General features: G+C 27.3%; 10 protein-coding genes and 1 pseudogene. 3 read left to right on the top strand and 8 right to left on the bottom strand.

The genetic code is table 4. The features are described from left to right. Positions 1-14 precede the first annotated feature (14 nt). The 5 genes and pseudogenes from yihA to EXC28_RS00150 form a co-directional block, all read right to left on the bottom strand. Entirely contained in the window at positions 15-566 is a 552-nt protein-coding gene (gene yihA, locus EXC28_RS00170) for a ribosome biogenesis GTP-binding protein YihA/YsxC (protein ID WP_029330543.1), read from the bottom strand. Between the two features lie 173 nt (positions 567-739). Beyond that, a pseudogene (gene rpsR, locus EXC28_RS06080) lies at positions 740-1,009 on the bottom strand (30S ribosomal protein S18); the annotation flags it as partial. Between the two features lie 12 nt (positions 1,010-1,021). Continuing rightward, positions 1,022-1,486, bottom strand: coding sequence for a single-stranded DNA-binding protein (locus tag EXC28_RS00160; RefSeq protein WP_029330545.1), 465 nt, complete (start codon positions 1,484-1,486; stop codon positions 1,022-1,024). Positions 1,487-1,509: 23 nt separating this feature from the next. Beyond that, a complete protein-coding gene (gene rpsF, locus EXC28_RS00155; protein WP_029330546.1) occupies positions 1,510-1,932 on the bottom strand; it encodes a 30S ribosomal protein S6 in 423 nt (140 codons plus the stop codon). A gap of 263 nt (positions 1,933-2,195) precedes the next feature. After that, positions 2,196-3,500, bottom strand: coding sequence for a hemolysin family protein (locus tag EXC28_RS00150; protein WP_036437501.1), 1,305 nt, complete (start codon positions 3,498-3,500; stop codon positions 2,196-2,198). 111 nt (positions 3,501-3,611) lie between these two features. On the opposite strand from EXC28_RS00150, the gene def reads away from it, so the two are divergent. After that, complete coding sequence (gene def, locus EXC28_RS00145; protein ID WP_029330548.1) at positions 3,612-4,169, top strand: peptide deformylase; 558 nt, start codon at positions 3,612-3,614, stop codon at positions 4,167-4,169. A 29-nt stretch (positions 4,170-4,198) separates the two neighbouring features. On the opposite strand, the gene EXC28_RS05180 is transcribed toward def, so the two are convergent. The 3 genes from EXC28_RS05180 to EXC28_RS05170 are packed head-to-tail and all read right to left on the bottom strand — an operon-like array spanning position 4,199 to position 8,635. Further along, positions 4,199-5,125, bottom strand: coding sequence for a hypothetical protein (locus EXC28_RS05180; RefSeq protein WP_029330549.1), 927 nt, complete (start codon positions 5,123-5,125; stop codon positions 4,199-4,201). After that, positions 5,118-8,273 carry a DEAD/DEAH box helicase gene (locus EXC28_RS05175; RefSeq protein ID WP_051622602.1) on the bottom strand — a complete coding sequence of 1,052 codons (3,156 nt, stop codon included), beginning with the start codon at positions 8,271-8,273 and terminating at the stop codon, positions 5,118-5,120. Before EXC28_RS05175 ends, EXC28_RS05180 begins: the two co-directional genes overlap by 8 nt. Beyond that, positions 8,273-8,635 carry a PTS glucose transporter subunit IIB gene (locus EXC28_RS05170; protein ID WP_029330554.1) on the bottom strand — a complete coding sequence of 121 codons (363 nt, stop codon included), beginning with the start codon at positions 8,633-8,635 and terminating at the stop codon, positions 8,273-8,275. Before EXC28_RS05170 ends, EXC28_RS05175 begins: the two co-directional genes overlap by 1 nt. Positions 8,636-8,816: 181 nt before the next feature. On the opposite strand from EXC28_RS05170, the gene trpS reads away from it, so the two are divergent. Together trpS and thrS are read left to right on the top strand one after the other, a co-directional pair. Next, positions 8,817-9,812 carry a tryptophan--tRNA ligase gene (trpS, locus tag EXC28_RS00125; RefSeq protein WP_029330556.1) on the top strand — a complete coding sequence of 332 codons (996 nt, stop codon included), beginning with the start codon at positions 8,817-8,819 and terminating at the stop codon, positions 9,810-9,812. Further along, positions 9,812-11,551 (top strand): threonine--tRNA ligase, encoded by a 1,740-nt coding sequence (gene thrS / locus EXC28_RS00120; protein WP_029330558.1) that lies wholly within the window; start codon positions 9,812-9,814, stop codon positions 11,549-11,551. The genes trpS and thrS overlap by 1 nt, the downstream gene beginning before the upstream one ends. Positions 11,552-11,630: the final 79 nt, after the last annotated feature.

Genomic DNA, 11,630 nt, shown 5'->3' with positions numbered 1-11,630 from the left:
TTTTTTTCTATAAACTAGAGTTCATAAAATTTATTAATATCTTCAATACCAATATTTTTAATAGCAGATACCATGAAAACTTCAACAGAAGAACCAAAAGATAATGCTTGATTTTTAGTTTTATATCTTTGAGATTGATTTGCTTTATCACATTTTGTTAAGAAAATATCAAACTTAATTCCTAGTGATTGAATATATTCAATCATTTCTAAATCAATTGCAGTAAAACCAACTTTGCAATCAATTAAAAAACATACTCTTTTTTCGTTTGTTTGAAATCTAAAATAATGATCAATAATTCCAATAATTTTTGTTTGAACTTTTTTTGATAAAGCCGCATAACCATATCCGGGTAGATCTACTAAAATCTTTTTACTATTTGTTTCGAAATAATTAATTAATTTTGTTCTTCCTGGTGTTGAACTTGTTTTGGCAATTTTTGTATTTGCTAATGCATTAATTAAACTTGATTTTCCGACGTTTGATCGACCTCAAAAAACGATTTCTGGTTGGTCATGAACCATTCAACTTAATTGATCTGCAGCACTTTTAATATATTTTCACATAGTAATTTTAATTATATTTTAAAAAGAAAAACAAGTCATTAAAAACTTGTTTTTAATTACTATTCTGATTTGTTTTCTGCAGATTTTCTAGTTCTTTTAGGTTTTTCTACGACAACGTTTTCACTAACAACTTCTTTTTTGTTATCTAGTACTTCTTCTTTCTTGAAAGATTTTCTAGGTTTGTCGTCTTCTTTTCTAGCTATTGTACCAATGTAAGGTAAGATTGCAACGTATCTCGCTCTTTTAATTGCAAGTGAAACTGCTCTTTGGTGTTTAGCACATGTTCCGGTAATACGTGAAGATAAAATTTTACCTTGCATATTTACTAATTTAGATAATAAAGCATCATTTTTGTAATCAACGTAAACAACTGGTGATTTTGATAAACAGAATTGACATGGACGTCTTCTAACAAATGGTTTCTTGTGTACAACTCTTGCCATATTTGACTTTCGTTATATTTGTTCTCATTCTTCAAAATCATCTAATTCTTCAATTGGTGAAGTTAAAGATGTTTCAGAGATAAGGTTTGGGGTTGAATTGTTAGGTTTTGTTTGAGGAATTGTAAAACTTTGAGTATTGTTTTTTCTTAATTCTGCTGTTGCTTTACTTTCAAGAGAATTAACTCCGTCAACAACAACTCTTAAGATTGTTCTATTGCTTCCATCCTGAGCAACATAGTTGTTCATTTCAATGTATCCTTCAACTGATACTAATGAACCCTTGGTTAAATATCTGTTGACAAATTCTGCATTTCTTTGTCATGCAACGCACGGGATGAAATCTGCCTTAGGTTCTAAATTTGAAGCAATACGCGGTCTACTAACTGCAACTGTGAAGTTTGAATAAACAATTTGAGATTTTGTCATTCCTGCTTCTGGGTTGTTTGATAATCTACCGATCAAAATTACTTTGTTCATAATTCCTCTTTTCTAATTTCTAATTATTCAGCTTTTGGTGAAACCTTTTTTGTCATTCTTTTTGGTCTGTCTTCTGTTTTTACTGCTGTTTCTGTTGATACTTCTGGTTTTTCAATTCTAGGTTTTTTAACATCTTTTCTTAAAACTTTCTTCATTTTTCTTGGTTTTAAACCTTTTTCTGAAGCTAGGTTAATGATTAAAGATCTTAGAACTGATTTGTTGATGTTTACTTTTCTTCTAAATTCAGTAATTAAAGCTGGTGTAGTTTTTGTGTGAACTAAATAATATGAAGCACGAACTTGTTTTTGAATTGGGTAAGCCAATTCGGTTCTTTCAAGTTTTTCAATCTTTGTATGTTCTGGTTTTAAAACATCTAATACGATTGCTTTAGCTTCGTCATCGCTTGCTTGTGCATTTACAAGCAACATAATTTCATAATTTGACATTTTTCTCCTTCTGGACATTTGGATCAATTTGATCAAGGAGTCCTAAATTTTCGTTAAATTTATTTAACGCATTTTATTATATAGCATTTTTATCAAAATATTAGTTTTTAATAAAACAGAATGTTTTAAAGGTGCTTTTTTTAAAAAAAATGTTATATCGTTGAATTCAAAATTTCTTTATTCATTGTTAAAAAACTATTGAGTTACGAATGTTTTTCAATAAATAATGATTGTATAAAAATAAAAAGATAGCATTAACTATCTTAATTGCTTCAATCAATTTCAATTATATCTTGTCCATTTGAATTTTTAGTTTCAAGTACTTTAAATTCAATTTTATCTTGGTAAGTATATTTAGTATTTTTTCTCAAATTATGACCAACTTTAGCTGTTAATCAATCAATTAGTTTCATATTTTCTTCATCTTCGGGAAGCTCTAAATTTAGATATTCATCAAATTCTAATTGTTTTCATAGAATCTTCATTTTTGCTCTTCCGTTAGCTTCACATTTTTCTAAACTTATTTCGTAGATTAATTCATTGTCATCATATTCATCATAAATTTCACCAACAATTTCTTCTAAAATATCTTCAAGCGTAATAATTCCAATGATTTTATCTGATGAGTTATTTTCAACAACAAACGCCATTTGTGCTCTTGCTTGACGCATTTTTTCTAATGCAACTGATAACAATGAGTTAGCCGAAATATTAGGAACTGATTTTATATAGTTCATAATATTTCCCTTTTTTAAATAGAAAATATCTTTTAAGTGAATAATACCAATAAAAGTACCATCTTTTTCTACAGGCAATCTTGAGAAGTTTGTTGATTTAAATAAATCTAATGCTTCTTGCAATGAAGTTCTTGACTTAACAAAATCAACGTCTTTTAATTTAATATAGTGTTGTGAAACTTTAGTTGAATCTAGATCTAGTGCATTTTGCGCCATTGTGGATTCTTTAGTTTCCAATACACCTTCTTTATTAGCAATTGTTAAGAAGTTCTTTACATCTTCTTCGGTATTAGTTACATAAATTTTCTTTCCAATTTTTGAAATTGGATATGTAATTGGTAGAAATATCCAATATAAAGCTTCAATAAATCAACAAAATGTTCTAACAGTTCCAACAGGATGTGATTTAGCGACAATCTTTGGAATAATTTCTGCAAATAACACAATTATTGGTGTCATTACAACAGTTGAAATAATTGCGGCTAATTCAGTATTAGTTATTAATTTGCCTAATATATATGAGAATAAAACAGAAGAACCAATATTGACGATGTTATTAGCTATTAATATTGTTCCAACTGTTCTGTTAAAGGCAATATGTTGCTTTTTAATTAATTTAGCACCCCTAACTTTTTTATCCATTAATTGTTCAATTTTTGCTGCACTTAAAGCTGTATAAGCAGTTTCTGATGCAGAAAAAATTGCACTACATACTATTAGAATAAGTAGAATAATTGCCGATATTAAAAATATGTATCATTTAGTTGAAGTTTGTTCAGTTACGTCTGTATTGACATTTAATAAAATGTGCGATTGCGGGTAAGTGTCCATAAAATGTAATTATCTCCATGATAAAAATATGATTATTCAATAATAATACAAAATAAATCAATAATTTAATAAAAATATAAAAAATAACGTGCTTAATTTATAATAATTGATATGTTTAAATATGAAGATGTTACATTAGTACAATTACCAAAGCCTATTTTGCGTCAAAAATCAGCACCCGTTCCCATTCCTTTAACAGAAGAAGATGATTTATTAATTCAAAAAATGATTTTTCACGTTGACGATAGTCAAAAACCAGATACAAAATTCAGACCAGCAGTAGGTGTTGCTGCTATTCAATATGGAATTCCTAAACAAATTTTTTACATTCTAATTACTAATGACAAAAATGAAGTTATTTTCAGAGATGCTGTTGTTAATCCAAAGATGTTAGCTCATTCTGATATTAAATTAGCATTAGAAGAAGGTGAAGGTTGCTTAAGCGTTAATGAAAACGATCCTAACCAAGAAGGATATGTTCCAAGATATGCTCGTGTAGTTCTTGAAGGCTATTCATATTTTGAAAAAAAGGTTAAAAAATATGATGTTTCAGGTTATACAGCAATCGTTTTCCAACATGAATATGACCACTTGCAAGGTAATCTATTTATTGATCACATTAATCAAAAAGACCCTTGAAAATTACCTAAAAATACAAAAGTTTTATAACAAAAAATATTGGTTTTAAGACCAATATTTTATTTTAAATTTAAAACAGGTTGAGAATAATGTTTAACTTCGTTTTTGGTGTAATATGCACCATATCTATATTTTTTACCATTGATTTTTGTATCTCAAATACCCAATTTATAAACATAGGTTGAGAAATTCAATCTCTCGTTTTCATAAACTCAATTTGAGGTTATATAGAAAGGAAGAAATCCTTGTAATGAAGCTCCTTGAACTTCAAAGTTATTCAATATCACCCTTTCTTTTTCGTATCAATTATTTGTATTATTAATTAATTCAATATTTGAAGAAAATTCCTCTTTTCTACCGATATATTTAAACTGAATACTAGTTAATAAAGCATCAATTTGTTTATCATCAATATATTGACCATCATTAAAATCAGAATCCTCTTTAAATCCTTGAATCACTATTCTTGGAATAACTAAATAGTCATTTTCATTTTTTCTATTGTATAAAACCAAATCAACTGAAATAGCATCAGGTTCCATCCCCATAATCATGACGTTTTTGAATTCAAAATCATATATTTGACGAATGTTTTCTTTTAAAGTTAAACCTAATTTATTTAACATTTCAACATTGTTTTTGTAATTAGAAATCATTTCAAAAACAGCATCTTTACGACTTGTTTCGGCTAATTCAGCTCTTTTTGTGCCCTCATTGAATTCTTCAAAATAGTGCACACATTCTTTTCTTGCTAAAAAGTTTGCCTCATCTTTTCAAATAACTAAATTATTAACAGTTTGGGGAATTGAAAAAGCAACCGCTAAAACAACAGTTAAACCAACTGCAGCTGAAACACCAAAAATAATTCCTTTAATCTTTTTAGATCTGGTTGTATTTTTAGCTATTTTTTTATATTGAACTGAATCCTCGGGTGTAACTTCGTTTGGATCAATTTCTTCTCATGGATCTCTTGGTTTTTTAGCCATTATTTTCTTCCTTATCTTTTACTGGATATTCACTTAATGTATTCATAATATCTTTTAAAATTTTGTTTTTATTAATTGGTCAATCAATTAATGAAATAACTTCTAATGGATATTGTTTTGACATCAAGAATTTTACACTGTCTTTGAATTTAATATATTGTAAATAATTATCTCTATATTTATAATTATCAATGATATAAGCTTTAATTAATTGTTGAGTTGGCTTATATATTAATACCGCATCAATTGCTTTAGTTCCGATTGAATAATCTTTTTCAATTACAAAATCTGGATGATGTTGCACAACATTTAAAAATTCGTTAATAACTTTTGTTTTAAATGTTGGATCATATGAAAATGAAATAGTTTTTGTCAATGACATTTTTTCAGTCTCATCTAAATAATTCTTTTGATCACTTGCTGATAGATCTAAGAATTTTAGTCATTCCTTAAATAAAATCATATCCGTTGTTGAACGTTCAGTTATTTCAACATCATCTGCATATATTGATTTAATAACAATCATTTTTTCACGCGCTCTTGAAATAGCAACGTTTAAAGCATTTTTTCCACCTTGTCTTGCTACATATGTTCCGTATAATGAGGTATTATGGTCATACACAACAGACATAATGATTAAATCAGCTTCATCGCCTTGAATGTTTTCAATGTTTTTTAAATCAATTTGTTCATTAATAATCGCTTCTTCTAATAAAGGTTCTTCACCAAATATTTTAGTTATTAAATAATCTTGTTGTTTAGCGTTAAATACTAAAATAATTATTTTCTTATAACGCTCTAGGTTTGCTTTAGCAATTTCTATAACTTTTTGTGCTTCAGCTTCATTCATGCTATTATTTCAAATTCCATCCACTTGAATAACCTCAAGAGGTTTATTATTTGATAGAGCTACTTCGTAGTTATCAATAACATCTAATTTTGAATCATAAAAATGTTTTGAACTAAATGTCATTAGCGCAGCTTGTTTTGAACGATAGTTTTTATCCAATAATATTGAATATACCCCACGTGCCATTGCATAATCAAGCAATGATTCAATGTTTCCAAAATCATTTTCTTCATCAAATGAATAGGTCACTGAGAATCAACGTGTTGGTTGCATTTGACGATTATCTCCAGCTAATACCTTACGTTTAGCTAGGTATAAAATTGGAATACCTTTTTCAATGAAAATCTGACTTGATTCATCTAAAATTGCATAATCAAATTCAGCTTTTCCTCACATTGATAAATCCAATTCAGGAGTAGTTACGATGATTGGGAAAAGTTTTTTAATCATTTCTTTATGACGATGGAAAAATTTATATGGTTTTAAATGTGCTGTTCTAATTGCCATTGCAAAAGCTGTATATTGTTTTTTCTCTTCTTCACTAAAATCATTCATTTTTTCAATGGTTTTTTCTAAAATCATTTTAGCAAAAGTTATATCATCATTTAAGTTAACTGTTTTTTCTTTTAAAGAGGTTTTATAGAATTCATCTACTACTTTAACAGTTTCGTAATCAATCTTATCAACTAATCTAACAGCAATATCAACATCAATCCCAAACAATGAAGGTTCGGTTAAAATAAATTGAGTAACTTGTTTTAAATATTTTGGGTATATTGTAAAGAAATTAGCTTTTTTGTTAGTGTTTGTTTCATATAGATGTTTCAACAATGATTTTTCATCTAAAACCTCAGAAGGCAATCTATAAATTAAGTCTTTATCTAATTCTTTCAATGCTAGAAATGTTTTCTCACTGAATTTTCCATGGACAATTGCGCCATAAAAATCAAGAATATCGTTGATATTTTCAATTGATAAAATATGTTTTAAATTATCTACATGTGATTTATCATCGTCACTGAAAATTTGTTGACTTTCCTCTGTTTTAGTAATTTTAAAATTTTCAAGCAAATGAATAAATTCTTGTAATGGTTCATAAAAAGTTTCTTGTCTTAAATTTTTATCATTTAGAGCAAATAAACAAAAGATAGATAACTTCTTTAATCTGTTTTTTAAAACATCAAGGGCTGCTTTTTTCTGCGATACTACCAATGCAGTAAAACCACGAGCAATAATATTTGCAATTAAATTAGAAATAGTTTGAGATTTTCCAGTTCCCGGAGGACCTCAAATTATTGTATCTTGATATAAACTAGATACAGTTGCTGCATCTTGTGAAAAGTTAGTGTTTTGAATCTTGAACAATTTAAATTTATTATCAAAAATTACTCTTTCCACTTTTTCACGATAATTGTTTTTATTAAAATCAGGGTTTAAAATTTCTTCAAATTCGTTATTCTCAATGATTTTCTTCATTTGGTTTCATAAATAACCTGATGATACGTTAAAGAAACCCAAAACAATACCTGGATGAAATTGAATTGATGAATTTTCAATATTTTCTTGAGTTAAATTAGGAATTTTTTCTTTAATATCTTCTGGAACATCATAAATAGGATTTCAATTTTTCTTAAAGTATTCAAATACTTCCTTAATTGATAAACCACTAAAATCAAAATTATCAACATTTAATAAAAATCCTTCTTGACTTAAAAATGTTACTAATTTTGCATTTACTCTAATGTCCGAAACAGATTTAATATTAACTAATGAATTATTAATTTCAATATTAATTTCTTTGAAAAATAAGGGAGCATATATTGTTTTTTTCTCAGTTTTTACAGATATGAAGAAAAAACCAATGTGAAGTGGTCAAATATTGGTTTCAATATTGATATTTTGAGCCTTATTTAAAATTTTCTTTCATTTAACAATTGATTTTTGATAATCAATTTCTAATTTAGTTATTAATTGAGTTTTAGCTTTTTCTAAATCAGAACCTAGTAATTTAAAAATAGAATCTTCAATTCTCATGTTGTATTCTTTATAAACATCAATAACATCTCTTTTTGAATTACAAGTTTTAATTTTTGCCATCAATTCTTTATTGCCAATTTCTGACAATACACAATTAATCTCGTAATTATTAAAAATTTTGTTTAATGTTTCTTCACCAAAGGCTTTGTAGACATCGAAAAATTTGTCATTATCTATTGAACAATATAATGAACTATCATAAGTATCGATGTTTTGCAAATTCGCCATCAATGTTTGGTATTTTAAATTGTTATTTTCCATTATTTAATTTCCTTTAACAATTGTTGTTCTAAATATTTAGCGCAATTACCAACAACTAATGAAATAGATGCACGTTGAAAAGTAATGCCAGAAATGCCATTTAATTCTTGCAATTCTTTTGCTAAAATAGCACTACGCTGTTTAAATTCAATCTTAACAATTTTGTGTGATGAACTTACATTATTGATATTTTCAATACCACCTAAATAATCTAAAAAATCATTCATATCAAAAGGTATTTTTTCTTCAACTGATAACTCATTCTTAATTGATTGTTGTTTGTATTTTCTTCAATGTAGAAGAATAAAACCTAATGTAATAATGATTAAGAATATATATAATGCTTTATGTTTTTTATTCATATTTATGCTCCGTTTTACTTTAATTAATTTTAATATAAACACGTTGATTTATTACTAAATAAATTTTTATTGAATTTTATGTTTAATTATTATTAATTACCTTCAAGTTGCTTATATAATTAATTAAAAAATTAATTAATAATAAAAAGTATTAAAATTATTAAAGTTTGAAAGGTAGATTATGATTGAAAAAAAGAAAATTTTGCTTAGCGGAATCACTGCAACTGGTAATTTAACAATCGCAAATTATATTGGTGCAATCAAAAATATGGTTAAACTACAAGATAAATATACTAGTTATATTTTCATTGCTGATTTACACGCATTAACTCTTCCAATTGATCCAAAAGTATTAGCAGAAAATCGTAAAAATATTTTTGCTTTATATCTTGCTTGTGGAATTGATACAAACAAAACAACCTTATTCTATCAATCTGATGTGATTGAACATGGAATGATGAATTGATTGATTTTAAGTCAAACTACCATTGGCGAATTATCAAGAATGACACAATTTAAAGACAAATCAACAAAAGTTAAAACATCAAACGGTATGGAAACAATACCAACAGGACTACTAATGTATCCAACATTGATGGTAGGAGATATTCTTTTATATAACGCCGATATAATACCAGTTGGAATTGATCAAAAACAACACATTGAACTAACAAGAGATATCGCTTCAAGATTAAATAATAAATTTAATGTTGAATTCAGCGTACCAGAACCATTTATACCTGAAATTGGTGCCAAAATTATGTCATTAACAGATCCGACAAAGAAAATGTCAAAATCTGATACCAATCCAAAATCATCAATCTATCTACTTGACAATCCAGATGATGCATATAAAAAAATAATGAAAGCCGTAACAGATTCAGAAGGAAAAATTTATATCTCTGAAAATAAACCAGGCATAACTAATCTACTTTCAATTTACTCTGCATTAAAAAACATTTCTTTAAAAGAAGCAGAAGAATTATTTAAAGATAAAAACTATGGTGAATTTAAACACGAAGTTGGAATGACAGTGAAAGAATTTCTAACTAATATTCAAGAAAAATATCACAAATATTACCAAATAATTGATAGCGAAGCAATCAAAGGTGCTGAAAAAGCAAGTTTAGTTGCAAAAGAAAATTTAGCTAAATTAATGAAAGGAATGGGACTATAATGAAAGCAAATAGTCAATTAAACCACTCAGCTAGTCACTTATTAGCGGCAGCAATATTAAAACTTTATCCAAACACAAAGCTAGCAATTGGACCTGCTATTGAAGAAGGTTTTTACTACGATTTTGAATTTGAAGAACCTCTATTAGAATCAGATCTTCCTAAAATTGAAAAATTAATGAAGAAACTAGCAGAACAAGGTTATGAAATGCATTGTGTAGATGAATCAAAATATTCATTTGCAGGACAACCTTACAAACAAGAGTTATATCAAGAATTTATTGAAAAAAAATATGACATTACCTACTATTCATATATTCACCCAAAAACACAAGAAGTACTATTTACAGATCTTTGTGCTGGTAATCATATTGATAACACTAAAAAGATTAAACACTTTAAATTACTTTCCACAGCAGGTGCTTACTGAAGAGGTGATTCTAACAATAAAATGTTAACCAGAATTTATGGAACAGCATGAGAAACTAAAGAAGAATTAGACGCCTATCTAGCTCTATTAGAAGAAAGAAAAGAAAGAGATCACCGTAAATTAGGTAAAGAATTAAACATTTTCGGTTTCAACCCTTTATGCGGTCAAGGCTTTCCTATTTGATTAGAAGATGGAATGAAAATCCACAATGCAATTCGTGACTATGTTTTAAAAATTGACAAAAAGTTTGGTTTCAGAGAAGTTTTAACTCCTCACTTCGGTGAAAAGAAACTATATGAAATTAGTGGTCACTGAGCTCACTACCAAGATACAATGTTTAAACCAATTGAAATGGATAACGAATTGTTAATCGGTCGTCCAATGACATGTCCACACCACATTATGTTATTCAATTCAACCAGAAGATCATACAGAGATCTACCTATTAGATATTCTGAACAATCAAGATTATATAGATATGAAAAATCAGGTGCCCTAACTGGTCTTGAAAGAGTTAGAGGAATGGATCTAACAGAAGGACATGTGTTTGTTAGAAAAGATCAAATTAAATCTGAATTCAAACATTTATACACAATGATTATTAAAGCACTAAAAGATTTCAACATTGAAATTGATCACATTTCTTTATCTCTAAGAGACCCACAAGATAAAGAAAAATTCTTTGATAATGATGAAATGTGAACTAATGCTGAAAACGATTTAAGAGATGTATTAAAAGAATTAAACATCGAATATAAAGAATTCATCGGTGAAGCTGCTTTCTATGGTCCTAAAATTGATATTCAAATTAAAACAGTTCTAAACAGAATCATTACTATGTCAACCTTACAGCTTGATTTCTTGCTACCTACAAAATTTGAAATGAAATATGTAGATGAAAACAATGAATATCAAACTCCCGTTTTAATTCATAGAGGTTTAATTGGTACATACGAAAGATTTGTTGCTATTTTATTAGAACAAACGAAAGGTGTATTACCTTATTGATTAAGTCCAAGACAAGTAACTATTCTTCCTATTTCTGATGCTCAAAATGAATACTGCCAATCTCTATATGAAGAATTCCTAGATTATGACATTAATGTAAATGTTGATTTAAGAAGTGAAAGAATTAATAAGAAAATTAGAGAAGCTCAAATTCAAAAAACTAAATTTGTTATCGTTATTGGTAAAGAAGAAGTTGAAAGTGGAAAACTTGCAGTTAGAGAATATGGTAGCGATCAAACTACAATTTATGACAAAAATGAATTCCTAAATAAATTATCAGAATTAAAAAGAAATTTAAAATAATAAATCAGTTAGCTTAATGCTAACTTTTTTTTGTATTTCAAAATAAATAAAATAAAAACCTCGTTTCATATAGATACGA

The sequence above is a fragment of the Metamycoplasma cloacale genome, from assembly GCF_900660735.1.
GTDB classification, from domain to species: domain Bacteria; phylum Bacillota_I; class Bacilli_A; order Mycoplasmatales; family Metamycoplasmataceae; genus Metamycoplasma; species Metamycoplasma cloacale.
This window is presented reverse-complemented; position numbering and strand designations above follow the sequence as displayed.